A 23,141-nucleotide genomic window follows, 5' to 3' on the forward strand; every position below is an offset into this window, starting at 1 on the left:
GCCATACCACCGCCCGTCGGCCAGGTCCACCTGCTTCACCACAACGGTCACGGGAGATACGTAGTGAACGGTTCCGATCGGAACGGTGCGACCGAAATCCACACTCAAACCTCCAGGTGAGGCCAATACCGGTCATTTCGCCACTTCGCCCGGGGTTCCGCACCTAGCGTCCTCCCCCAGGCGGCCCGGCCCCCACCGGTCGGAGCCCGCAGCACAGCACCGCACCGAAGGGAAGTGAGCGCCCCCGTGGCAGCGCATAGGAAGCCCAGGCAACGCGTGTTCGGCGGACGGGCCGGCCGCAGGGCCGCCACCCTGGCCCTGGCCGGGGCCGCGACCGCCACCGCCTTCGAGGGCCCCGCGCACGCCGAGCCGCGCCTCACCGCCGCCCAGGTCAAGGCCCGGGTCGACCGGCTCCACCGCGAGGCGGAGGCCGCGACGGAGAAGTACAACGACGCCAGGGAGAAGGCCGACGCGGCGCGGGACCGGCTCGACGCCCTCCGCGACGAGGCCGCCCGGCACACCGAGCGCCTCAACGCCGGCCGCAACGCGCTCGGCGCCACCGCCGCCGCGCAGTACCGCGCCGGCGCCTTGGGCCCCGTCTTCCGGCTGGTGCTCTCCTCCGACCCCGACCGGTATCTGCGGGGCGCCGCCCTCGCCGAGCGGGTCGCCGACCGGCAGGCCGGCGCGGTGGCGTCCCTGCGCGGACAACTCGTCGAGATCGACCGGCTGCGGAAGGAGGGGGACGTGCACGCCCGCGAGCTGAGGACCCACGAGGCCGAACTGAACCGGCAGAAGGCCGCCGTCCAGGACAGGCTCGCCACCGCCCGGGGCCTCCTGGCCCGCCTCACCACCGCCGAACGCGCCGCGTACGGAGCCGTGCCGCGCGCGGGGGACCCGGGCCGCGCCGGCGACGGTGCCCGTGCGGTGACGGCGGCCGACGGGGTCCGGGCGCCGAACCCGCGCGCCGCGCGGGCCGTCTCGTACGCCTACGGGGCGATCGGCAAGCCGTACCTGTGGGGGGCGACCGGTCCGTCCGGGTACGACTGCTCGGGGCTGGCGCAGGCGGCGTGGCGGGCGGCCGGGGTGGCGCTGCCCCGGACGACGTACTCGCAGATCAACGCCGGGCAGCGGATCGCACGCTCCCAGCTCGCCCCGGGCGATCTGGTCTTCTTCTACCCGGGCGTCAGCCACGTCGGGATCTACGTCGGCGGGGGCAGGATGATCCACGCGCCGCGCGCGGGTTCGACGGTGCGGGTCGCGTCGATCGACGAGATGCCCTGGGCGGGCGCCGTCCGCATCGGCTGAACCCGACGCACCCTGCGGGCTCGTCGGTTCATCGACTCATTGGTCCGCCGTTTCCCCGGTCCACTGCGTTGGCCATCGGTTTCCGGGTCTACCGGTCCACTGCGTTGGTCCACCGGTCTCCGGGTCTACCGGTCCACTGCGTTGGTCCACCGGTCTCCGGGGCTACCGGTCCACTGCGTTGGTCCACCGGTTTCCGGGGCTACCGGTTCGGCTCGTCGGTTCTGGCGGCTCGTTGGTTCGCCGGCGGCACGGTCGCGGCCGCTCCCGCTCCCGCTCCCGCTCCCTCCAACCGTCCCGTCAGCCAGGTGAACACCGCGGGGACCTCCCCCGCCCACGTCGACGTGCGGTGCCCGCCGGCGACGCGGCGTACCTCTACGTGTGTCGGGGGCCGGGCGGCGGCACGCAGTTCGAGCCCCTGGCGGTGGCCGTCGTCACCGTCGCCCGTGTAGAGGAGGGTCAGGCGGGGCGGGGCGGACGCCTCCCGGAGGATGGTGAGCGGATTGTTGGCCCGCCGCAGCGCCGGGTCCCGAGCGGTGATGGAGTCGGGTTCGGCGGCCGGGTCGTTGTAGCCGGACATGCTGACCGCGTACCGGTAGCGGTCGGGATGGGCCAGGGCGACCTTCGCCGCGCAGTGGCCGCCCGCCGAGAACCCCGCGGCCGCCCAGCCGTCCGGCGTGGTGACGGCCCGGAAGTGATCGGTGATCATCTTCCGTACGTCGACGCTGACCCACGTCTCGGCGTTGACGACGCCCGGCACGTTGGCGCAGCCCGCGTCGGCGTCGCCGAGGAGCTTGGTGCGGGGTGCGACGAGGATGAACGGCGCCACCTTCCCCTTCCGCATGAGCGGCTCCAACCGCTCGGTGACGCGCAGCCCGGCGAACCAGGACGAGGGGGTGCCGGGGTAACCGGAGAACAGCTCCACCACGGGGAACCTCACGTCCCGGTAGGCGGGGTCGTCGTACTGCGGCGGCAGCCAGACGTACACCTCGGCGGTGACGCCCGACACCCGGCCCCGGAGGAGCGTGGTCCGGATGCGGCCGTCGAGCGGCGCGGCGACCGGCCGGAACGTCTGCCCCGTCTTCGGCAGGTCGGTGATCCGGCGACCGCCGAGCCCGTCCGGACCGAGGTCTGGGGCCGCGTCGACGTGGTCCTCGCGGCCGAGGAGGTCGGCCCAGCCGCTGAACAGGCCGTTGGCGTTGTTCACCGCGACGAAGACCACCAGCATCGCCGTCACCTGGGCGAAGCCCACCATGGCCAGCCGGGCCAGGCAGCGGACGGGGAACGGCCCCCGCACCCGGTTCCACAGCGTGAGCGGCAGGACGACCGCCAGGGCGGCGAGCGCGATCGCGGTCACGAGGAAGGGGGTACCCGTCAGGCTCATCACGGCAAGTAGGAGGGCTCCGGGCGTTCCGCGGTTGCCGCGTCCACGCGGTGATCTGCGCCTGAACGCGCACCGGCCCGTTCCCGGCGCGTTCCCGGCGCGTTCCCGGGGCCGGGCGGGCGGGCGTTGGAGGCCGGGCGGGCGCACGTCCGGAAGACGGGTGGGCGTTGGAGGCCGGGTGAGCCGCCGAAGGGCGCCGGATGAGCCGCCGATACGGGCTGGGCGGAGCCACGGGAAGCCGGGCGACCCGCCGGGAAGCCAGGCGAGCCAGCGGGCACAGGCCGGGCGGCCTGTCGGTGGCCAGAAGTGAGCCCCCTGGTACGGCCCGGACGAACCAGGCGGGGCGTCAGACGGCCTGACGTTCCGCCGGGAACGGGCCGGCAGGGCGCCGGTGCGCCCCGGGCCGACCGGTGCCCCGCACGGGACCGGTGCCCCGCACGGGACCGGTGCCCCACACGGACCGGTGCCCCACACGGACCGGCGGGTCACACCAGCCGGCGGGCCGTCGCCCAGCGGGTCAGTTCGTGCCGGTTGGACAACTGGAGCTTCCGCAGCACCGCGGAGACGTGGGACTCGACCGTCTTCACCGAGATGAAGAGCTGCTTCGCGATCTCCTTGTACGCGTAGCCGCGCGCGATGAGCCGCAGCACCTCCCGCTCGCGCTGGGTGAGCCGGTCCAGGTCCTCGTCGACGGGCGGCGCGTCCGTGGAGGCGAACGCGTCCAGCACGAAGCCGGCCAGTCGCGGCGAGAACACCGCGTCGCCCTCCTGCACCCGGAAGATCGAGTCGACCAGGTCGGCACCGGTGATGGTCTTGGTGACGTACCCGCGTGCGCCGCCCCGGATGACGCCGATGACGTCCTCCGCCGCGTCGGACACGGACAGCGCGAGAAACCGCACCGGGTGCTCGGTGTCCGCCGCCAGCGGGGCGCAGCGGCGGAGCACCTCCACCCCGCCGCCGCCCGGCAGGTGCACGTCGAGGAGGACCACCTCGGGTCGGGTGGCGTTGATGACGGCGACCGCCTGGTCCACGTCGGCGGCCTCTCCGACCACCTCCACCCCGGTCTCCTCCGTGCGTCCGATCTCGGCCTGCACGCCGGTGCGGAACATCCGGTGGTCGTCGACGAGCACCACCCGCGCCCGGCGCTCCGCAGCCCCTCCGGCCGCCTGTCCGGTCGTCGTCATCCGTCCGCCTCCTCGACCCTGTCCATCTCCAACTCGACCTCCGTACCGCCGTCCGGCGCGGACCGTACACGTGCGGTGCCGCCGTAACGCCGCATCCGGCCGATGATCGATTCTCGTACGCCCATCCGGTCCGCGGGGACGGAGCCGAGGTCGAAGCCGGGCCCCCGGTCCCGTACGGAGACGAAGACCGTACGGCCCTCGACCTCCGCGTAGACCTGCACGGGGCCGCCTCCGCCACCGTACTTGGCGGCGTTGACCATCGCCTCGCGCGCGGCCTGCATCTGCGCGGCCAGCCGCTCGTCGAGCGGGCAGTCGCCGACGACCACGACTTCCAGCGGCACGCCGTGCTTGTCCTCGACCTCGGCGGCGGCCCTGCGCACGGCGTCGGCGAGCGTCTCCGGCTCCTCCGCGTCGTCCCTGCCGGTGCCCTCGGGCCGGTACAGCCAGTTCCGCAGCTCCCGCTCCTGGGCACGGGCCAGACGGCGGACCTCGGCGGCGTCTCCGGCACTGCGCTGTATCAGCGTCAGGGTGTGCAGTACCGAGTCGTGGACGTGCGCGGCGACCTCGGCGCGCTCCTGAGCCCGGATGCGCATGGTCCGCTCCTCGGTCAGGTCCTGCGACATCCGTACGAGCCAGGGCCCGGCGAGCAGCGCCATGCCGGCCAGCACCGCTATCGCCGCCGTCAGTGCCGTGCCCAGCTGGGCGGCGGACCCGCGCACCACCAGGAACACCGCGAGTCCCAGGCCGACGAGCGACACCCCGGCCAGGCCGCGGGCCAGCTGGAACAACCGCCTGCCGCGGCCCGACTCGGTCCACCGGGCACGACGCGCGTTGTCGGCCTGCCGCCACACCAGCACGACGCCCACGCCGACGAGGAGGGCCGGCCACACGTACCGGTTCGCCTCGCCGCCCAGGTCGGCCGTGCCGACGAACACGGCCGCACCGACCAGCAGCGCGATCAGCGCGACGGCCTGCCCCCTGTCGGGCTTGCGCAGGCGGCGGCGTCCGTCGGGCGCCGCCTCGAACAGCGTGCGCGGCCCGCTGGGGCGGCCGCCCACGCCGAGCGGCACGGCGATCCAGAACGCCGCGTACAGCAGGACGCCGAGCGGGCCGTCCGCGAGGAACAGCCCGAGGAACGCGAGCCGCACCCACGCCACCGGCAGCCCCAGGTGACCGGCCAGCCCGCGCGCGACACCGCCGAGCATCCGGCCGTCGGCGCTGCGGTAGAGCCTGCGCACGGGCGGATCGTCGGTCGTCTCGGGCATGCGGGCGGCGACGGGCATGGACCGATCGTCACACGCCGCGCCCGCCCGGACATCAGGGTCGGCCCTGAACCGGACCCTGAGAAGTGGTCGGCGTACCCCGACGGTTCCGGAACCCCTGGGGGCGCGGGGACGGAATATCAGGGGTCGGCCAGGGTCGTGGCGGGTGCCGTCGCGGGCGGCGGACGGTCACCATGGTCGTATGACAAGCGCGACGCCCGCCTCGCCGGAGGCGCCCGGCACCCCGCAGCGCCCGCCGCTGCGCCGCACGCCGCGGCAGAGAGTGGTGGCCGGGGTGTGCGGGGGCCTGGGCAGGCACTTCGACCTCGACCCGGTGGTGTTCCGGGTCGTGACGGGCGTGCTCGCCGTGGCCGGCGGCACCGGCCTGATCTTCTACGGCTTCGCCTGGTTGTGCGTCACCGCGGACGGCGAGGACGACAACGAGGCGCGGCGGCTGCTGACCGGTCGGGTCGAGGGGGCGTCCCTCGTCGCCGTCCTGACGGCGCTGGTCGGCTGCGGGCTGTTCCTGTCGATGGTGGGGGGCAACGGCGGGGCGATCGGCTTCGCGGTCCTGCTGGTCTGCGCGGCCGGCGGCGCGGCGGTCTGGTCGCAGCGGCGCCGGCTCGCCGACGGGGGGAGGCGGCCGCCGCGGCGCACCCGGCGGGCCCCGACGCCCCACCGGAGACGAAGGCCCCGCCCCTGCCCATCGCCCCCTCGTGGTGGCGCGACCCGATCGTCAAGGACGGCTCGACCGGGCCCGTACCGCTCGGCTACCTGTGGGGTCCGGTCGAAGGCCCGCACGCCGGCCTGCCGGAGGACCCGCACCGGGCGTGGGGCGCGGTCCCGGGCGCCCCGCCCCGGACGGCGGCCGCCCCGCGAGGGCCGCGGTCCGTCGGCGGACTCGTCCTGCTCCTCGCCGTGGCGGCGGGGTACACGGGCACCGCGGCCACCTGGGACGGGCATCCGCTCGGCGTCAGCCTCCAGTTCGGGCTCGGAGCCTCACTCGCCGTGTTCGCCCTCGGACTGGCCGTCAGCTCGTTCCTGGGCCGTACCGGCTTCGGCACGGTCCTCATGACGGTCGTGACGGCGCTGCTGCTGGCGGGCGCCTCGGCGGTGCCCCCGCAGATCGGCACGGTGTGGACGCGCGCCGAGTGGGCCCCGGCGTCCCTCGTGGACCTGCGGCCCCGCTACGCGCTCGGTTCGGGTGTCGGCACGCTCGACCTCTCCGCCCTGGACGTGCCGCGCGGCCGGACGGTGGAGGTGGTCGCCGAAGCGGGGGCGGGGCGCCTGACCGTCACCGTGCCCGCCGACGTGGCCGTGCGGCTGCGCGCGCGGGCGGGCCTCGGAGACATACGCCTGCCCGGTCCCCCCCGCCACGGGTTCGGCCCCCGACCGGTCGACGCAGCCGTCCAGCGGTGATCCGGGGGTGGCGGTGGACCGGGGCATCACCCGCGTCATCCCCCCGCCGCCGGGTGCCGTCCCGGGCGGCACGCTGGAGCTGAACCTGCGGATCGCCGTGGGACGGGTGGAGGTGGCCCGTGCTGCGTCATGAGTTCCACCCCGGCCGGTTGGTCGCCGGTGTGACGGGCCTAGGGGTCGCCGTCGTGTACGAGGGTGACGCGACGGGCGCCTGGGACGCCCCCTGGTACGCGGGACTCCTCCTCCTGTGCTGCGGCCTGGTGCTGGCGGCGGTGGCGTCCCGGGTCGGCCACCGGGCACGGCGACGCGCCGCGAGGGCCGCCGGGACGGGCGGCGCGGGTCCTCCTACCGGTACGAGCGGCGGCCGCACCACCGAGTACGGCCTTGGGAACACCGGTGCGGCGGTTACCGGTGAGGACGATCACGGTGGTGCAGCACAGTGATCCACTGCGCTGCCGGGGGTCCGGTGAAACGTCTCCGGGCCTGCTTCGGGGCTGGCCGCGGTCCGGCTCGTGCCGGTGGGGTTTCCGAGTGATGGGCGGGTCGAGGCGTACGGGACGTTCGTCGGCGGCCCTCGGCGGCGGACCCGGCCCGCAAGCGGGTCTCGACCGGCCAGCAGTCCACCGCCCGGCAGAACCTCGTCCCCCACGGGGCCGGGATTGAGGACCCGGCCGTCTTCGGGGAGGACGGCGGCGCCTCCGGCCGTCTCCCCCCTACAGCGTCCGAGGTTCCGCGCGCCCCTCGACTACGTACGGCCCGGCGACACCGTCCACATCTCCGCGTGCCCCGCCCCGCACGCGGCACCGGCCACATCCTCGACATGCCCGACGTCCTCCGCCGCGACCGCCTCGCCCTTGCGCATCCACGGCGGCGCGTGCTCCGCCGCGGACCTCACCGCCCGTCACCCGCGCACCGGCGAGTTGCCGTCCACCGTGAAGTTCACGGTGCGGGCCCCGCCGCCACCGGCGAAGTCCAGCGCGGACTCCAGCGCGGGCTGATCCACGACGGACTGCGCACCACCGAGGGCAAGGGAAGCAAAGGCGGGCGCCGCCCCGCCGCGGCGGCCGGCAAGACCGACACCGTGCGCACGCCTGTCTGGAGGGCCGCTCGATCACCGCCCTCACCCGCGACCACGGCGGCAGCCGCGGCGCCGTCCACACGGCCGGCACCGTCCTCCCGCCCGCCGCCCCCGTGGCCTCGTACTCGCCTTCGGGCTGGTGGGGCGGCGGCGTCCGGAACCACCCTGCACGGCCGTGGTCGTTCGCGGGGAAGACGGATACGAGATCGACACCGCTCCGGACCGCCTCAACGTCGTCTTGGTGCACCACATCGCCTTGGTGCACCACCGGCTTTCGACCGGCGCGTTCTGGGCCCTGGGGCGCAGCCGTGAGACGGTCGAGCAGTCCGTCCGCGCGTCCCTCGGCTTCGGGGTCTACCACCCCGGCGGTCCCCCGGTCGCACACGCGCGCGTCGTCACCGACCTCGCGACCTTCGCCCGTTCGTGCGACGTCTACGTCGCTCCTACCCACCGCGGCATGGGCCTGGGTACCTGGCTGGCGGCCACGGTCCGCGACCACCTGGTTCCTTGCCGGCCCAAGCGGGTGCTCCTGTCCACCCTCGACGCGCATCAGGTCTACGAGAGGGTCGGCTCCGTCCCCTTCCCGGATCCGCAGAAGATGATGGTCCTGAACGCCCCGGGGCCTCCCCCGTAGCGCCGCCGTGCCGTGAGGACCCGCGGACTCCCCCGCCCCGACGACCGCCGCGGCTCGCCGGCGACCGTCGCGCCCCGTCGGCGAGCGCCGGGACGGGTGGTCGGCGCCCCGTAACGGCGGAACCGCCGCCCACACCTGTGGACGGCGGCTCCCCGACCGTTCGGGTCACCCCGGCGTCCCCGGAGGCTCCGGGGGCGCGGGATCACTCCCACTCGATGGTGCCCGGGGGCTTGCTGGTGACGTCGAGGACGACGCGGTTGACGTCCTTCACCTCGTTGGTGATCCGCGTCGAGATGCGCGCGAGCACGTCGTACGGCATGCGCGTCCAGTCCGCCGTCATGGCGTCCTCGGACGAGACCGGACGCAGCACGATCGGGTGGCCGTAGGTGCGGCCGTCGCCCTGCACGCCCACGGACCGCACGTCCGCGAGCAGGACGACGGGGCACTGCCAGATCTCGCGGTCCAGGCCGGCCGCGGTCAGCTCCTCGCGGGCGATGGCGTCGGCCTCGCGCAGCAGGTCCAGGCGCTCCCTGGTGACCTCGCCGACGATCCGGATGCCGAGGCCGGGGCCGGGGAACGGCTGCCGCTGGACGATCTCCTCCGGCAGGCCGAGCTCCTGGCCGACCATGCGGACCTCGTCCTTGAACAGCTTCCGCAGCGGCTCGATCAGCTTGAACTCGAGGTCCTCGGGGAGACCGCCGACGTTGTGGTGGGACTTGATGTTGGCCGTGCCCGTACCGCCGCCGGACTCCACCACGTCCGGGTAGAGCGTGCCCTGCACCAGGAACTCGACGGGCTGGTCGCCCGACGCCTCCGCGACGATCTCCGCCTGGGCCTGCTCGAAGACGCGGATGAACTCACGGCCGATGATCCTGCGCTTCTCCTCGGGGTCGGTGACCCCGGCGAGCGCGGCCAGGAACCGCTCCTGCGCGTCGACGACCTTCAACTCGACGCCGGTCGCGGCGACGAAGTCCTTCTCGACCTGCTCGGTCTCGCCCTTGCGCATCAGGCCGTGGTCGACGTACACGCAGGTCAGCTGGGAGCCGATGGCCCGCTGGACGAGCGCGGCGGCCACGGCGGAGTCGACGCCGCCGGACAGGCCGCAGATGGCCCGCCTGTCACCGACCTGCTCGCGGATGGCCGCGACCTGCTCCTCGATGACGTTGCCGGTCGTCCAGGAGGGCTCGATGCCGGCGCCGCGGTAGAGGAAGTGCTCCAGGATCTGCTGGCCGTGCGTGGAGTGCATCACCTCGGGGTGGTACTGCACGCCGTACAGCTTCTTCTCGTCGTTCTCGAAGGCGGCGACCGGCACGACGTCCGTGGACGCGGTGACGGTGAAGCCCTCGGGCGCGGCGGAGCAGGCGTCGCCGTGCGACATCCACACCGACTGCTCGGCGGGGGTGCCCTCGAACAGGGTCGATCCGGTCCTGCTGACGTGCAGCGGCGTACGGCCGTACTCGCGGGCTCCGGTGTTGTCGACCGTGCCGCCGAGGACCGTCGCCATCAGCTGGAAGCCGTAGCACATGCCGAAGACGGGGACGCCGGCCTCGAAGATCTCGCGGTCGATGCGGGGGGCGCCCTCCTCGTACACGGACGAGGGGCCGCCGGAGAGGATGATCGCCCTGGGGTTCCTCGCGAGCATCTCGGCCACCGGCATGGTGGACGGGACGATCTCGCTGTAGACCCGGGCCTCGCGGACCCTACGGGCGATGAGCTGGGCGTACTGCGCGCCGAAGTCGACAACGAGGACTGCGTCCGGGTTGGCGTCGGGCGAGGCGGCAGCAGGGGGCGCTGATGTCACTACGGCGGCCTTCCGGCGGTGGGAGGGGGTCGGTATCAGTCGATTCTACCGGCGTGGCCGACAAGCGTTTCGTCTCACCATCCGAACCGGTTGCCGATCCGGCTGGCAGGGGCGCCGTCCGCGGGTCCATACTTGCCGCCATGCGCACGCACTCGACCTTCGTCTTCACCTATGGCACCGGCTGGTCCGGCTGCCCTGGTCGTGCTGCTTGAGCATCTGCTGACAAGCGACCTCCCAGGCGCCCCGGACCGACAAGGCCCGGGGCGCCTGTCGTCTCCCCGGGCCACAGGACGGCCCGGAGCTCCGCGAGACACCAGGAGCCCCAGCGATGACCCCTTCGAACGCCCCCGCCCGAACGCCCGGCGAGGCCGCCACCTGCAGGACCTCCACCGAGACCACCGGAGCGCGCACGGACGACGCCGCGGAACTGATCATCGGAGCCCGCGAGCGCATCGACGCGCTCGACGACCGGATCATCGGCCTGATCCGGGAGCGGATGGCCGCGTCGGCCGTCATCCAGGAGGCCCGCATCGGTTCGGGCGGCCGCCGGGTGAACCTCGCCCGCGAGATGGAGGTGCTGGCCCACTACAGGGACGCCCTGGGCAGGCCGGGCACGGCGCTGGCGATGACGGTGCTGGAGCTGTGCCGGGGCCGCGTCTGAGGCGGCCCGGACGGGGAGGCCGGCGGGGCGGGGCGCGTTCGGGACGGGGCGCCCTCACCCGTATGGCACGTGACCTGGGCCACACCGCCTTCGTTGGTCCCGGTGTCCGCGCCAGCGCGTGACCTCGTCGGAGGGTGTGGCGCATCGCGTGTGCGCCGTGGGACCGCGCTCCGGCGTATGTGACCGGACGGCAGGGGACAGCGGTCCGGTCAACCCGAAGGGGCGGTCGGCTCCGGGGACGCCCGGAGCCGACCGCCGCCCACGGGCGGCGGCTTCGCGGAAGTCCCTCGGGGGCGGGCGCGTCGTCGCCCGGACGCCCTGTCTCCTCCGCTTCCGCCGTCAGTACGAACCACCGGAGAAGCGGGGCTCAGCCCGCCGACCACAATCCGCGGACCACCCGACCGCCGGATGCCGCACGACCACCGGAACTCCCGGCGCCGCTGGTGACGGCTGCCCTCGCACCCCGCGCCGGGCCTCCCTGGTGACGGTCGCGCGCCGGTCGGGCTCACCGGGGATCCGGCGCCGTGTCCGGGGTGTACCCGACCCGGCGGTCCGGCCCCGGGACGTACCGGGCCCACCCACCCGCCGTGCCGGCCTACCGGGAGCAGGCGGGCCGCTCCTCAGGGTGAGGACTGCCCGGTGTACCGGGCGAAGTCCTCCGAGCACGCGTCGAGGGCCGCCCGGGCCCGGCCGACCGAGGCACCCGCGCCGGCGGACAGCACGAGCTCCGTCGAGGTGGGGGTTTTCGCGGAGTGCCCCGTGCGTACGGTGCACTCGACGGACGACAGGGGGACGGCCGTGTGCGGGGGGACGCTCACGGCCACCTGGACCTCGGCGCCTCGCGCGGTGGCGCCCGCGGCCCCGATCAGCGCCTCCATGCCGGCCACGAGCGGTTCCGCGGCCTCCTCCCGGGAGCCACCGGGCAGGGGCAGGGTTCCGTCCACGGTCCTCACGCCGATGCCCCGCAGCGTCGTGACCGTAAGCCTCAGGCTGCGGGCGCTGAACACCCGACGGTGGTGCAGGACGTACACGGCCGCCAGGGCCGTGCGTACGGTGTCGACGAGCGGTTGCGCGGTCGACGGGGCGGCCCAGCTCCACCGCCGGGCGGCGACCCTGCGCGGGGCGTGGCCCTCCGTGAGGGTGGTCAGGCCCTCGTGCACGGTGTCTCCGAGGTGCCAGCGTCCTCCATGGTCGAGGGAGAACAGGCGGCCTTCGTCGTCGACGGCGAGCAGCGCGTCGGCGTCCGTGCGTCCGAACGGGAACAACCGGGAGCCCGTGGACTCGCCGAGGAGCGCGCAGGGGCGCAGGGCGTGTCTCGCCTCGGTGGGGTCGATCACGCACCCCGTGGCCGCGACGTCGCGGCCGGGTCCCGTCGGGTGCACGCGCAGTCCGTGGAATTCGCGCAACGCCCGCTCGGCGGCCGGAAACAGTGTCCACGTGGCCCCGCCGACCACCGGCTCGGCGAGCGTGACGGTCCGCAGGGCGGCAAGCATGGCGGCGTCCCCGGCGTCACGGCCCTCGTACCAGCCGGCCGCGGTCAGCGGGTTCTCCCCCGGGTCATGACCCGATGACGTCGATACCGAGGCGGCGGAGCAGCGCCGAGCAGGAGCGGCACACCTTAGCGGGGGTGCCGTGCTCGGGGTCGCCCTGGGCACGGATCTTCTTCGAGACGAGGACGGCACCGGCGAAGTGGGCGACGGCCTCGTCGAGGGTGGTCGGTCCGGGATCGTTGCGCTGACGGTCCAGACCCCACAACTGGTCGGACACCAGAGCCGATTCGGCGCAGTATCCGAGGAAGGGCTCGCGCTGCTCCACCGGCAGGGTGTCGAAGAACCGCCGTACGGAGGGGTGGAGTCGGGGTTCGCTGTCACCGGCGAGGTTGGTGTGGCTGTAGATCTGACCACGGACCAGCAGCGACGCCGCTACCCCGGGGACGAGGTCAGACAAAGTAATCCTCCGCGTCTTCCAGGTTGCTGCTCATCAGGTTCATCAGCGCCTCGTACTTCTCACTCCCGAGATAGTAGGCTCCGGTGTGGTGTGAGAAGAAGAACCGCCCCTTCTCGTCCATGAGGACGGTGGAGCCGTCGTATGTGTCGTAGCCGACCGGAAAGAGCTTCGCACCCAGATCGACGGCAAGCTCGCCGATCTCCTCGGCATCCCCCTTGAAGACGAGATGCGGCGTGAAGACGGCGATGTTCTCGGGGGCGGTGTCGATGACGGCACGCAGGAACGCGTGCTCCCTGACGAACGCGAGGGCGGGCGCGGAGGGTTCGATCTCCACACCGTAGGATCGGTACCGCTCCACCACCGTCATGACCGCCTCAGCCGCTTCCTCGCCGACGTCACGGCCGGGATACCATCCGGCTTTCGCCAGCCAGGCATCCACTTCCTCAGCCGAAGAAAGAATCGGCATTCTCACCCTCACTCTAGACGTGTGCCGTGACACCGATCAGCGGGAGAATCCTCGAACAGGACCGGCACGGCTCTTTGTAGTCACCGTGCTCCTTCAGTCCGGTGGGGGAATCCTGCTCCCCGATCCGCAGGGAGTAGACAAGCGCCCCGCTCATCGCGCTGCGTATGTCGTCCGGTGTACCGATCGCTTTCCCGTCCCTGTCTTCTATACTACGCAGCCGGTCCGAGACGAGCGCGATCTCCGCACACTTCCCGTGCCCTGCGCCCGGGTTCTCGCCGTCCGCCCGGATCTGGTTCTCCACCTGGTCGAGAACGTTCTTCAGTGCGGGGTGGACGTCGAGCTGCGACTGGCCGTGGCGTTTCGTGGAGCTGGTGTGGCTCGTCAGCGTTCCCTCGTGCAGGAGCCCGCCCGCGCACGCCTTCACCAGACGGTCCTTACCGGGCGGGTTGTGCCCCGCTTCCTGCTTCTGGGCGTCGTCGGCCAGGGCGCGCGTCTCCCGGACCAGAGCGGCCCGCTGTTCCTCTTCGCTGAGGTGGTTCACATCGAGGGCGTCGCGCCGGTGGTGTTTCATCTTCCCCGCGCTCTGGCCGTGCCAGTCCGGCTGCGGGGACATCGGTTTCCCGTGGGGCCCGCCGGAGTTCCCGCCACCACCGCCTCCACCGCCACCACCGCCGCCTCCACCGCCGCCTCCCTCACGGCGACCGTCCTCGTCCGCACCGTCCTTCGCGTTGATGGACCGGACCCGGTCACGGACACCGCCGTCGGTGTCCCTGTGCGTCTTGGAGCTTCCGGTGATAGCGGCGGGGACCTTCCTGCCGACGTGCTCACCGAGGTCGTCGAGCGCCTTGGTGAGCTTCTCGGTGACGCCCTCGATGCGTGGCGTCGAGAACGGCGGTGAGCGAGTCCTTTCCCCTGGCCCGCCCGTGGTGGTTCTTGGCCTTGCCGAGCTTGCCGCCGGTCCGGGACTTCATGGTGACCTGGACCGAGGCCAGGTGCGTTCCGGCCTTCGCATGCGCGTCGTGGTCGATCCTGGGACCACCGCCCGGCCCCGGGCCACTCGGATCGTCAGCGGAATCGAGCCGGAGTCCGTCCTGGGCGGCTCGTTCTGTCCGGCCGACGTCGTAACCGTTCTGCACTCCGGCGGCGTTGAGCGCTGTCTGTATCGCGAGGTCGGCCACGACGTTCTCTATCGCGGCGACCGCGGGCTCGGTGAGTACGGTGACGATCTCACCGACGGCGGCCTCCGCCATGTCCTTCAGGATCGCTTTGAAGGCGATGCGCGTCGCTGCGATCTTGGCGCCGGCCAGTAGGGTCGACAGACCGGCCGTCACCGGCGCCAACGCCAGGGTGAGACCCACCGTGGCGCACGGGTCGGCCAGTTCACCCACAGCGGCGATCTTGCGGGCGACGATGATGTCGGCGACGCTGTCCAGCGCACCCGCCACCAGACGGGCGGCTTTGGCCATGTCCTTGTGCTTGCCCTGCACCTTCGCCCAGTGCTGGTCGAGGGCCGTGAGCGATTCGCTCTGCCCACTGGAGAGCAGCACCTGCACGTGTCCGTAGGCGACTCCGGCGTCGTCCTCCGCGTCGTCCGCGAACTCCCGCAAGGAGTCCGCCATATCGCGGTAGGCGTCCTCGTCGACATTGGGCCAGCCCACGCCGACGACATCGAGCATCGTGTCGACACCTTCAGGGATCGTATAACCCACGACGCCCTCCCCCGCTTTCCGCCGCAAAGCGGCTTAAACACCCCACCAACCTCGGCCAACGTACTATGGGACGCATGACGTGAACTAGGGCGCGTATCGAGTCGTGATCAATCTGTGGGATGTGTCTTTGTGGCGCGGTCTGGTCCGGTAGACCGTCGTATGTGACGCGAGTGCAACTGACCGACCCGGAGTGGGAGTTCATCGAGCCGTACCTGCCGATCGGTGAGTACGGCCCGTACCCCGAGCGGTTGCGGCAGCAGTTTGAGGGCGTGATCTGGCGGTTCAAGACGGGCGGCCAGTGGCGGGAGATGCCGGCAGGGTTCGGTGCATGGTCGACCGTCCACAACCGCTTCCGGCAGTGGCGTGACGCCGGGGTCTTCGAGGCCCTGCTGGAGGGCCTGATCGCGGAAGCTGCGAAGCGCGGTGAGGTGGACCTGTCCCTGGTCAGCATCGACTCCACCACCGCCCGTGCCCACCACGACGCGGCCGGGATGCACCTCGACGAGGACGTCGTCACCGCCCTGGAGAAAGCCGCCGCCGAGGAGGAGAAGGCCAGGTCAAAGGGGGCGGCCTCGAAGAACAAAGCGGGCAGGAGACCGAAAGCGATCCCGCGCGGGAAGAACGACGACGCGTCCGGCGTCGGCGGAAACTCCGGCTGAAGGCCGCCCTCCTGGGACGCTCCAGGGGCGGGCAGACCAGCAAGGTCCACCTCGCCGCCGACCGCAAGTGCCGCCCGCTGGCGTTCATCCTGACCGCGGGCCAGGCAGCGGACAGCCCGCAGTTCATCCCCGTCCTGAAGAAGGTGCGGGTGCGCGGGCCCGTCGGCCGCCCCCGAACCCGGCCGGACGCGGTCGCCGGAGACAAGGCTTACTCGTCTCGCGGCAACCGTGCCCACCTGCGCAAACGCCGTATCAAAGCGGTCATCCCGGAGAAGAAGGACCAGGCCGCCAACCGGAAGAAGAAGGGCAGCGGAGGCGGCAGGCCCGTCAGTCACGACACCGAGCTCTACAAGGAACGGAACACCGTCGAGCGGGCGATCAACAGGATGAAGGCATGGCGAGGCATCGCCACCCGCTACGACAAGACCCCGGGGAGCTACCTCGCCGGACTCCACCTCCGGGCATCCGTGATCTGGATCAAGGACCTCACACGAGCCACCCCTTGATCACAACCGAATACGCCCCCTAGTGGTCTGAGCAGGCGTCATGGCGTCGGTCGCGGTCTCCGCCCGGGAAGCCCACCGGCGGTTCCGGTCCGGACGCGCACCGTGGGTCGTCAGTCCGCCCGGCTGTTCCCACAGCTTCCGGCCGCACGCGAGTGGTCCCGCCATGGCCGGTTGCGCCCCGGGCGCCGGAGGCGTCCTGCCGCGTTCCGTCCGCCGTGCCGCCCCGGCCCCGGTGCCGCGCCGCGCCGAGGGGCGGCGGGTGGACGGCGCGGTGCCGTGACCGCCGTGGAGGATGATCCGGGCATCACGTGATGCAGGTCATGTGAAAAGTTCGCGGTCCGCGGGCAACCCCTGTCCGTCGTCGCCGGTCAAGCATGCGACACAGGGGCCGTGCCCGTCGCACGCGACGGCTCGGGCCCAACCGCACCCCGTGCCGCGTCCGGCGGCACGCCCCACCCACAAGGGCTCGACTTGAAGCTTCGCCGTGCCGTGGCCGTCGCCGCCGCGACCGCCGTCATCACGCCCGCCGCCTTCCTCATGGCCCCGACCGCGCACGCGGAGGACGGGGTTCCGTCGACGGCGGAGTCCTCGCCGTCGATGTCCTCCGACGAGGGGACGAAGACCACCGAGCAGGCCCCGTCCGACGCGCCGAGCGTCTCCGCGACCCCGCTGCCGACCGAGGAGAAGAAGCCGGAGGAGAAGTCGGCCGACGGCACCGCCCCGGCGCCCTCCGACAGCACCTCCTCCGGGCAGCCCGCCGGCACCGCCCCGGGCGAGGACGGGGAAGGGGAAGAGGGCGAGGAGCTGCCGTACTGCGAGGAGGTCGACGAGAACTTCGAGGAGAAGGCCCTCGACGTCCGGATCTCCGGCCTGCCCGGCAAGATCGTGGCCGGCAGCGGCTGGAAGGACTTCGACCTCACCATCACGAACAAGTCGAAGCTCGACCTCAAGGAGGTCGTCTTCTTCGCCGAGGTCGAGAACTTCGAAGAGGACGAGTCCAAGTGGCTCAGCAAGTACGTCGACCTGCAGTTCAAGATGCCGAACAGCGACAAGTGGGTCGGCATCGGCCACGAGGAGTGGGCCGGGGGCTACTTCTGGGGCGTCGAGACCATGAAGCCGAAAGACTTCGTGGAGATCGACCTCCGCGTCCGCATCGACAAGGCCGCCCCGGCCGGCGACAGCTACGCCTTCGGCACCGGCGGCTACGTCGGTGACGTCAAGGGCCAGGAGTGCCTCGCCGAGAACAGCGGCGCGCTGGTGGAGTTCGCCGTGCTGAAGCCGGGCAGCTCCGTCGGCGACCCGGGTGAGGCCGCTCCGGGCGACGGCCGGGGCAAGGACGTCGAGAAGCCGGACACCAAGCCGCAGGGCGGCGTCGAGCAGCTCCCCGTCACCGGCAACCTCGCCGAGACCGGCTCCGACTCCATGCTGCCGGTCATCGGGATCGCGGGCGGCGTCGCGCTCGTCGCCGGTACCGGTGTCGTCTTCGCGCTGAGGCGCCGGCAGAACGGTGCCACCGCGTAACGGAGGCACCCGAGGACAAGGGAGGCGCTGCGCTCGGAGGGGGGCGCAGCGCCTCTCTGTGTTCTCGTTTTCCGCTCCGCGCTTTCCGCAGGCGGGTGCCGGCCGGCGCGCGGAGGGCGCCGTACCGCCACGCGTCCGCGCAGCGCGTCGCACACGCCACACCTAGCGCCGCGTGTCACGCCCCACGCCACGTGCCACACTTCACGCCCCACGTCCCACGCCCCACGCCACGCGTCACGCACCCCACGCCACACCCACGCCGTGCGTCACGCTCCACGCCGCGCCGCGCGTCACGCGCCGGGGGTCTTCGGCGGGACCTTCGGCAGGCCCAGGAACGGCAGGCGCAGGGCGGCGAAGGCGTCCCGCGGGACGGCCGGGGACCTGGGCTCGACGGGGGCCAGGCGCACGTAGGGGTCGCCCTGGGCGGGGCGGGGGTCCGGCTCGCCCTTGTTGGGCCAGAGGGACATGGCGCGCTCCGCCTGGGCGGTGATGGTGAGGGAGGGGTTCACCCCGAGGTTCGCGGAGACGGCCGCGCCGTCCACGACGGAGACGCCCGGGTGGCCGTAGAGCCGGTGGTACGGGTCGACGACGCCGTCCCGCGCGGTGGCGCCGATGACGCAGCCGCCCAGGAAGTGCGCGGTCAGCGGGGTGCCCATCAGCTCGCCGACGTTGGAGCCGGCGAAGCCGCCGATCTCCTTCGCGATCAGGGTCGCCGCCCGGGTCGCCTCGGGGATCTGCTTGGGGTTGGGGGCTCCGTGGCCCTGACGAGCGGTGAGCAGGCCCTTGCCGATGCCGCCGGGCTTGAGGTACGTCGTCAGGGAGTTGTCGAGCGACTGCATGACGAGGCCGATGACGGTCCGCTCCGACCAGCGGCGGTTGGACAGGGACCGCAGCGCCTGGACGGGATGGCGGGCGACGTTGCCGAACCAGGCGGCGACGCGGTGCCTCGCGTGGGGGACCTGGAGGGTCGACAGGACGCCCATCGCGTTGGAGCCCCTGCCGTAGCGGACGGGCTCGATGTGGGTGTTCCCGTCCGGGTGGACGGACGAGGTGATGGCGACGCCCCGGGTGAAGTCGACGCGGGGCGCCCCGTGCCGCCTGCGGTAGCGGCGGTCGGTGGTCTGGGCGCCGACGAGCGCCTCGGAGTTGGTGCGGGTCAGCTCCCCGAGCCGGTCGGAGAGGCGGGGCAGCAGCCCCCGGTCCTTCATGCGGTGCAGGAGGGTCTGGGTGCCGTACGTCCCGGCCGCGACGACGACGTACCGGGCGCGGTAGGTGCGCGGGGCGCCCCTGCGGCGGCGGTCGGTGGGGACGGTGCGGACGAGGTGACCGCCCCCGCCGTCCTCGGTCACGGCGGTGACGGTGGTCATCGGGTGGACGACGGCGCCCGCCTTCTCCGCGAGGTGCAGGTAGTTCTCCGTGAGGGTGTTCTTCGCGCCGTGCCGGCAGCCCGTCATGCACTCGCCGCACTCGGCGCAGGCGCGGCGGGCGGGGCCGGCGCCTCCGAAGTACGGGTCGGGGACCCGCTCGCCGGGGGCGGCCCGGGTGGCGCCGTCCGCGTCCCGGCCGTCGCCGAAGAAGACCCCGACGGGCGCCGGGTGGAAGGTGTCGCCGACGCCCATGGCCTCGGCCGCCGCCCTGAGGTGGACGTCGGAGGGGGTCGTGGTCGGGTTGAGGCGGACGCCCAGCATGCGCTCGGCCTGGTCGTAGTACGGGGCGAGTTCGGCCCGCCAGTCGGTGATCCCCGCCCACTGCCCGTCCTGGAAGAAGGCGGGCGGCGGCACGTAGAGGGTGTTGGCGTAGTTGAGGGAGCCGCCGCCGACGCCGGCACCCGCGAGGACCATGACGTTGCCGAGCAGGTGGACGCGCTGGAGGCCGTACAGGCCGAGGGCGGGGGCCCACAGGTAGTTGCGCAGGTCCCAGGAGGTCTTCGGCAGGGTGGCGGGGGTGAAGCGGCGGCCGGCCTCCAGGACGCCGACGCGGTACCCCTTCTCGGTGAGGCGCAGGGCCGCGACGGAGCCGCCGAAGCCGGAGCCCACGACGACGACGTCGTAGTCGTACGCGTCGTCGGGCGCCCCGTGGGAGGCGTTGCCGCCGGAGCCGTTCCGCCCGGCTTCCGGCGGGTTCTGGGCAGGGGGGACCTCGGACATGGCTCTCCTCGTACCGGAAGGGGTGGAGCGGGCGGCCCGCGCCCGCCGTCGTCAGCGCAGGCGCAGGGCCTTCATCAGCCTCAGGCCGCGGTTCATGAGCGACGCGTACCCCTCGTCGTCCATCCCGAAGGACGGGGCGAGCGGCATCACGCGCTGCCGGGCGACCGTCTGGGCCTCCGTGTACCTGAGGATGCCCTCCGAGCCGTGCCGGCGGCCCAGGCCCGAGTCCTTCATCCCGCCCATGGGCGCCTGGGCGCTGCCGTACGCGGCCCCGTACCCCTCGTTGACGTTCACGGTGCCGGTGCGCAGGCGGGCGGCGACGGCGAGGCCGCGGCGGCCGTCCCTCGTCCAGACGCTGGCGTTGAGGCCGTACGCGGTGTCGTTGGCGCGCTCGATCACCTCGTCCTCGTCGGTGAAGCGGTACACGGAGACGACCGGGCCGAAGGTCTCCTCGGTGCACACCGCCATCGACGGGTCGACGCCGTCGAGGACGGTCGGCTCGTGGAAGAGGGGGCCGACGTCGGGGCGGGGGACGCCGCCCGCCAGGACCCGGGCGCCCTTGGCGACGGCCTCCTCGACGTGCCGGGTGACGGCCTCCAGCTGCCGCACGCCGACGAGGGAGCCCATGTCGGCGCCGTACGCGAGGGCGGTGCCGAGCCTCATCGCCCTGGTGCGGGCGACGAACCGCTCCAGGAACGCGTCGGCGACCGACTCGTGGAGGTACAGCCGCTCGACGGAGACGCACAGCTGCCCGGCGGAGGAGAAGCAGGCGCGCACGGCGCCGGCGGCGGCCTTCTCCACGTCGGCGTCCCGCAGGACCAGCATGGGGTTCTTGCCGCCGAGTTCGAGGGAGACGCCGACGAGCCGGGCCGCCGCGCCCCGGGCGACCTCGCGGCCGGTGCGGGTGGAGCCGGTGAACGAGACGTAGTCGGCGTGCCGGACGACCTCGGGGCCGACGACCGGGCCGTCGCCGAGGACGACCTGGAACACCCCGGCGGGCAGCCCCGCCTCGACGAGCAGCTCGCGCGCCCACAGGGCGGTCAGCGCGGTCTGGGTGTCGGGCTTCATGACGACGGCGTTGCCCGCGGCGAACGCGGGCAGCGCGTCGCCGACGGACAGCTCCAGCGGGTAGTTCCAGGGGGCGATCTGGCCGACGACGCCGCGCGGCTGGCGCAGTTCGGTCACCTGGGTGAGGACCGGTACGGCGCCGCCGCGCCGCCTGGGGCCCAGGTACGAGGCGGCGCGCACGCCGTAGTGGCGGGCGGCGATGGCGACGGCCTGGACCTCCTCGTGGGCGTGGAGGCGCGCCTTGCCGGTCTCCAGCTGGACGAGGTCGAGGACCTCCGCCTGGCGCTCCAGGAGCAGGTCGTGGAAGCGGAGCAGGACGGCGGCGCGGCGCCGGACGGGCACGGCCGCCCAGGCGGTCTGCGCGGCGCGGGCGCGGGCGAACGCCTCCGCCACGTCCTCGGGCGCCGACTCGGGCAGCTCGGCGAGGCGCTCGCCGGTGAACGGGGTGTGGTTGGCGGTCCGGCCGGAGCCGACGACGCCGCGGACGAGCCGGGCGACCACCTCGGGCGTCACCACGTCGGCCGCGGTGCGCGCGCCGGCGGGCGCGGGGGCCACGGGGTTCGCGGGTCCGGGGGCGAACACCGTCGCCGACGGGGAGGCCGGCGTGGACGCGGAGGGGGACGTGGGTCCGGTGGCGTTGGCGGGGGCCTGCGTGTCCGTCATGGGGGCGAGGGTATGCCGGACGCGGACGTTTTGGGTACCCGGCGGTAACAACTTTCCGCCGGTCGAGTCCCGCGCCGGTGGCGGCCGGCGGGCGGGTCCCGGTCAGCGCGTCGCCAGCAGCAGGACGCCGAGGGTGACGGCGACGGCGACGGCGGCGACGAGGGCGGCGACGAGGGGTGCGGAGGCGGGGGCGGCCGGCCGGCGGGTCCTCGGGGGCGTGCCGTAGGGGGGAGTACCGGCCGGCGGCGGGACCCCGTAGGGGGTGCCGGCGAGCGGCGGGACCCCGTAGGGGGAGGACCGGCCGGCGGGGCGCCGCCGGGAGGGGGGTGGTAGGGCGGCAGGGCGGCGGGCGGACCGTACGGCGAGGGGGTGCCGGTCACCGGCGGCCCGTACGGCGAGGGCGCGCCGGTCGCCGGCGGCCCGTCCGCCGGGGGTGGCCGTCGGCGGGGACGGCGTCGGGGAGCACCGCGTCCTGGGGTTCGGTGCCGGCGGGAGGCGGCGCGGGCAGGGCGGGCGCGGCGGGGCCGCGGTCGGGCACCCCGGCCATCTGCCCCAGGGGCGAGGCGCCCGGGGCCCCCGCCGCCTCCGGCACGTCCGGGACCTCCGGGGCGGCGGGGACGTACGGGGGCGGGGGCGCGGCGGGCGGGCCCGGGACGGCGGGCGCCGACCTGTGGGGCAGCACCCTCGCCATGTACCGGACCCGGTCCCGGGCTCGCGCGGGTGGTACGGAGTGCGGGCGCGCCCCGTACGGCGCGTCCCCCTGACCCTCCTGCCCGCCCGCCTGGCCCTCGTCGGGCCGGTCGTGTGCCGCCGGCACGTCCGCCGGGCCGGCGCGGCCTGGCACCGCCGCGGCGACCGCCCCCACCGCGCCCGCGGGCCCGCCCACCGCGTACGACCGCAGCAGCCGCTCCGCCTCCGCCCCGTCGATCCTGCGCGCCGGGTCGCGCTCCAGCAGCCCCCGCACGACGGGCAGCAGCGCCCCCGCGGCGGCGGGCGGGCGGATCTCCGCCTCCACCACGGCGTGCAGCACCCCGCCCAGCGAGTCGCGGTGGAACGGCGAGTGACCCGTCATCACCGCGCACAGCAGCACCCCCAGCGACCACAGGTCCGCCGCCGGCCCCGCCCGGTGGCCCTGCATCCGCTCCGGCGCGGTGTACTCGGGCGAACCGACGAACATGCCCGCCTCGGTCAGCGTGGTCGCCCCCGCCAGCTGGGCGATCCCGAAGTCGGTGAGGACGACCCGTCCGGTGGCCTCCTCCACCAGCACGTTGGCCGGTTTCAGATCGCGGTGGAGCACCCCGATCGCGTGCGCGGCGCGCAGCGCGGACAGCAGCGCCAGGCCGATCCGGGCCGCCTCGTACGCGTCCACCGGGCCCCGTACGGCGACCCGCTCGGCGAGCGACACGCCCTCGACGAACTCCATCACGATGTACGGGACGCCGTCCTCCTCCACCACGTCGTGGACGCAGACGATGTGCGGGTGGTGGACCCGGGCCACGGCGCGCGCCTCGCGCAGCGTGGTGTCGACGGCCACGTCGCCGCCGCTCGGGACGCCCGCGTCGACGTGGAGCTCCTTCACGGCGACCGGACGGCCCAGCAGTTCGTCGTGGGCGCGCCACACGGTCCCCATCCCGCCGCGGCCCAGCCGGACCTCCAGGCGGTAGCGGCCGACGATCCGCCGCCGCGGTTCCCCCTGCTCCTGCGGCCTCCACCCTCCGACCGACACGGCC

17 protein-coding genes and 2 pseudogenes are annotated in these 23,141 nt (G+C 73.7%); 7 read left to right on the forward strand and 12 right to left on the reverse strand.

What is annotated here, in order from left to right:
- Positions 1–246 precede the first annotated feature (246 nt).
- Positions 247–1,305, forward strand: a complete 1,059-nt coding sequence (locus tag LUW75_RS08245) for a C40 family peptidase (RefSeq protein WP_250335038.1) — start codon at positions 247–249, stop codon at positions 1,303–1,305.
- 199 nt (positions 1,306–1,504) lie between these two features.
- Here LUW75_RS08245 and LUW75_RS08250 read toward each other — a convergent pair whose 3' ends face one another.
- The 3 genes from LUW75_RS08250 to LUW75_RS08260 all read right to left on the reverse strand — a co-directional run bounded on the left by LUW75_RS08250 (position 1,505) and on the right by LUW75_RS08260 (position 5,153).
- Complete coding sequence (locus tag LUW75_RS08250; protein WP_250335039.1) at positions 1,505–2,686, reverse strand: alpha/beta hydrolase; 1,182 nt, start codon at positions 2,684–2,686, stop codon at positions 1,505–1,507.
- Between the two features lie 485 nt (positions 2,687–3,171).
- A complete protein-coding gene (locus LUW75_RS08255; RefSeq protein WP_250335040.1) occupies positions 3,172–3,870 on the reverse strand; it encodes a LuxR C-terminal-related transcriptional regulator in 699 nt (232 codons plus the stop codon).
- Positions 3,867–5,153 (reverse strand): ATP-binding protein, encoded by a 1,287-nt coding sequence (locus LUW75_RS08260; protein ID WP_250335041.1) that lies wholly within the window; start codon positions 5,151–5,153, stop codon positions 3,867–3,869. The genes LUW75_RS08255 and LUW75_RS08260 overlap by 4 nt, the downstream gene beginning before the upstream one ends.
- A 181-nt stretch (positions 5,154–5,334) precedes the next feature.
- On the opposite strand from LUW75_RS08260, the pseudogene LUW75_RS08265 reads away from it, so the two are divergent.
- The 3 genes and pseudogenes from LUW75_RS08265 to LUW75_RS08275 all read left to right on the forward strand — a co-directional run bounded on the left by LUW75_RS08265 (position 5,335) and on the right by LUW75_RS08275 (position 8,263).
- Positions 5,335–6,684 (forward strand): annotated as a pseudogene (locus LUW75_RS08265) (PspC domain-containing protein).
- On the forward strand, positions 6,671–6,994 hold the full coding sequence (locus tag LUW75_RS08270) for a hypothetical protein (protein ID WP_250335042.1): 324 nt from the start codon (positions 6,671–6,673) through the stop codon (positions 6,992–6,994). The pseudogene LUW75_RS08265 and the gene LUW75_RS08270 overlap by 14 nt, the downstream one beginning before the upstream one ends.
- A gap of 810 nt (positions 6,995–7,804) precedes the next feature.
- Positions 7,805–8,263 carry a GNAT family N-acetyltransferase gene (locus LUW75_RS08275; protein WP_250335043.1) on the forward strand — a complete coding sequence of 153 codons (459 nt, stop codon included), beginning with the start codon at positions 7,805–7,807 and terminating at the stop codon, positions 8,261–8,263.
- Positions 8,264–8,465: 202 nt separating this feature from the next.
- On the opposite strand, the gene guaA is transcribed toward LUW75_RS08275, so the two are convergent.
- Positions 8,466–10,064: a glutamine-hydrolyzing GMP synthase gene (gene guaA, locus LUW75_RS08280; RefSeq protein WP_250335044.1), complete on the reverse strand. Its 1,599-nt coding sequence runs from the start codon at positions 10,062–10,064 to the stop codon at positions 8,466–8,468.
- 328 nt (positions 10,065–10,392) lie between these two features.
- On the opposite strand from guaA, the gene LUW75_RS08285 reads away from it, so the two are divergent.
- The gene (locus LUW75_RS08285; protein WP_250335045.1) at positions 10,393–10,725 is read left to right on the forward strand and encodes a chorismate mutase; all 333 of its coding nucleotides are present in this window, start codon (positions 10,393–10,395) and stop codon (positions 10,723–10,725) included.
- Positions 10,726–11,345: 620 nt separating this feature from the next.
- Here the strand turns inward: LUW75_RS08285 and LUW75_RS08290 are convergent.
- The 5 genes from LUW75_RS08290 to LUW75_RS08310 form a co-directional block, all read right to left on the reverse strand.
- Positions 11,346–12,266 (reverse strand): SUKH-3 domain-containing protein, encoded by a 921-nt coding sequence (locus LUW75_RS08290; RefSeq protein ID WP_284453874.1) that lies wholly within the window; start codon positions 12,264–12,266, stop codon positions 11,346–11,348.
- A gap of 16 nt (positions 12,267–12,282) precedes the next feature.
- A complete protein-coding gene (locus LUW75_RS08295) occupies positions 12,283–12,672 on the reverse strand; it encodes a YwqJ-related putative deaminase (RefSeq protein WP_250335047.1) in 390 nt (129 codons plus the stop codon).
- Positions 12,665–13,138, reverse strand: a complete 474-nt coding sequence (locus LUW75_RS08300; protein ID WP_168437844.1) for an SUKH-3 domain-containing protein — start codon at positions 13,136–13,138, stop codon at positions 12,665–12,667. Before LUW75_RS08300 ends, LUW75_RS08295 begins: the two co-directional genes overlap by 8 nt.
- Before the next feature lie 13 nt (positions 13,139–13,151).
- Positions 13,152–13,751, reverse strand: coding sequence for a YwqJ-related putative deaminase (locus tag LUW75_RS08305; protein ID WP_250335048.1), 600 nt, complete (start codon positions 13,749–13,751; stop codon positions 13,152–13,154).
- Between the two features lie 211 nt (positions 13,752–13,962).
- Complete coding sequence (locus tag LUW75_RS08310; RefSeq protein ID WP_250335049.1) at positions 13,963–14,814, reverse strand: WXG100-like domain-containing protein; 852 nt, start codon at positions 14,812–14,814, stop codon at positions 13,963–13,965.
- Positions 14,815–15,008: 194 nt separating this feature from the next.
- On the opposite strand from LUW75_RS08310, the pseudogene LUW75_RS08315 reads away from it, so the two are divergent.
- Both LUW75_RS08315 and LUW75_RS08320 read left to right on the forward strand, forming a co-directional pair.
- Positions 15,009–16,012, forward strand: a pseudogene (locus LUW75_RS08315) (IS5 family transposase).
- Between the two features lie 471 nt (positions 16,013–16,483).
- Positions 16,484–17,533 (forward strand): LAETG motif-containing sortase-dependent surface protein, encoded by a 1,050-nt coding sequence (locus LUW75_RS08320; protein WP_250335050.1) that lies wholly within the window; start codon positions 16,484–16,486, stop codon positions 17,531–17,533.
- 290 nt (positions 17,534–17,823) lie between these two features.
- Here LUW75_RS08320 and LUW75_RS08325 read toward each other — a convergent pair whose 3' ends face one another.
- From LUW75_RS08325 to LUW75_RS24600, 3 genes are all read right to left on the reverse strand, one after another.
- Positions 17,824–19,680: a GMC family oxidoreductase gene (locus LUW75_RS08325; protein WP_250335051.1), complete on the reverse strand. Its 1,857-nt coding sequence runs from the start codon at positions 19,678–19,680 to the stop codon at positions 17,824–17,826.
- A gap of 51 nt (positions 19,681–19,731) precedes the next feature.
- A complete protein-coding gene (locus LUW75_RS08330; protein ID WP_250335052.1) occupies positions 19,732–21,411 on the reverse strand; it encodes a succinic semialdehyde dehydrogenase in 1,680 nt (559 codons plus the stop codon).
- A 376-nt stretch (positions 21,412–21,787) separates the two neighbouring features.
- Positions 21,788–23,137 carry a serine/threonine-protein kinase gene (locus tag LUW75_RS24600; RefSeq protein ID WP_349816405.1) on the reverse strand — a complete coding sequence of 450 codons (1,350 nt, stop codon included), beginning with the start codon at positions 23,135–23,137 and terminating at the stop codon, positions 21,788–21,790.
- Between the last annotated feature and the right edge of the window lie 4 nt (positions 23,138–23,141).

The sequence above is a fragment of the Streptomyces sp. MRC013 genome (assembly GCF_023614235.1).
In the GTDB taxonomy this organism is placed as follows: domain Bacteria; phylum Actinomycetota; class Actinomycetes; order Streptomycetales; family Streptomycetaceae; genus Streptomyces.

Coding starts and splice junctions, on each gene's coding strand:
- LUW75_RS08310 (WP_250335049.1), bottom strand. CDS start 14,814: ATGCTCGATGTCGTCGGCGTGGGCTGGCCCAATGTCGACGAGGACGCC.
- LUW75_RS08300 (WP_168437844.1), bottom strand. CDS start 13,138: ATGCCGATTCTTTCTTCGGCTGAGGAAGTGGATGCCTGGCTGGCGAAA.
- LUW75_RS08305 (WP_250335048.1), bottom strand. CDS start 13,751: ATGTCCCCGCAGCCGGACTGGCACGGCCAGAGCGCGGGGAAGATGAAA.
- LUW75_RS08260 (WP_250335041.1), bottom strand. CDS start 5,153: ATGCCCGTCGCCGCCCGCATGCCCGAGACGACCGACGATCCGCCCGTG.
- LUW75_RS08255 (WP_250335040.1), bottom strand. CDS start 3,870: ATGACGACGACCGGACAGGCGGCCGGAGGGGCTGCGGAGCGCCGGGCG.
- LUW75_RS08285 (WP_250335045.1), top strand. CDS start 10,393: ATGACCCCTTCGAACGCCCCCGCCCGAACGCCCGGCGAGGCCGCCACC.
- LUW75_RS08250 (WP_250335039.1), bottom strand. CDS start 2,686: ATGAGCCTGACGGGTACCCCCTTCCTCGTGACCGCGATCGCGCTCGCC.
- LUW75_RS08325 (WP_250335051.1), bottom strand. CDS start 19,680: ATGTCCGAGGTCCCCCCTGCCCAGAACCCGCCGGAAGCCGGGCGGAAC.
- LUW75_RS08330 (WP_250335052.1), bottom strand. CDS start 21,411: ATGACGGACACGCAGGCCCCCGCCAACGCCACCGGACCCACGTCCCCC.